The 280-nt window shown below is 69.3% G+C and carries 1 protein-coding gene; it reads right to left on the bottom strand.

Annotated elements, in window-relative coordinates; genetic code table 11:
* Nucleotides 1–280, bottom strand: a 280-nt coding sequence (locus NPS47_RS25545) for an AMP-binding protein (RefSeq protein WP_274297461.1), incomplete at both ends; no start/stop codon positions are given.

Here is a 280-nt window from a genome sequence, read left to right as displayed (position 1 = left end):
GCGCACCCACGGATGCTCCAGCAAGCGCGCCTCGATCTCGCCCAGTTCAATCCGCAAGCCGCGCAGCTTCACCTGATGGTCCAGGCGCCCTGCGTATTCGATCACCCCGTCCGGCCGGTAACGCGCCAGGTCACCGGTGCGATACATCCGCTCACCCGCCACGAACGGGCTGGCGACAAAACGTTCGGCCGTCAGCCCGGGACGACGGTGGTAGCCGCGGGCAAGCCCGGTACCGCACAGGTACAGCTCGCCCAGCACCCCGGCCGGCACCGGCTGCAAG

The organism is Pseudomonas putida, from assembly GCF_028682475.1.
GTDB lineage: Bacteria > Pseudomonadota > Gammaproteobacteria > Pseudomonadales > Pseudomonadaceae > Aquipseudomonas > Aquipseudomonas putida_AG.
This window is presented reverse-complemented; position numbering and strand designations above follow the sequence as displayed.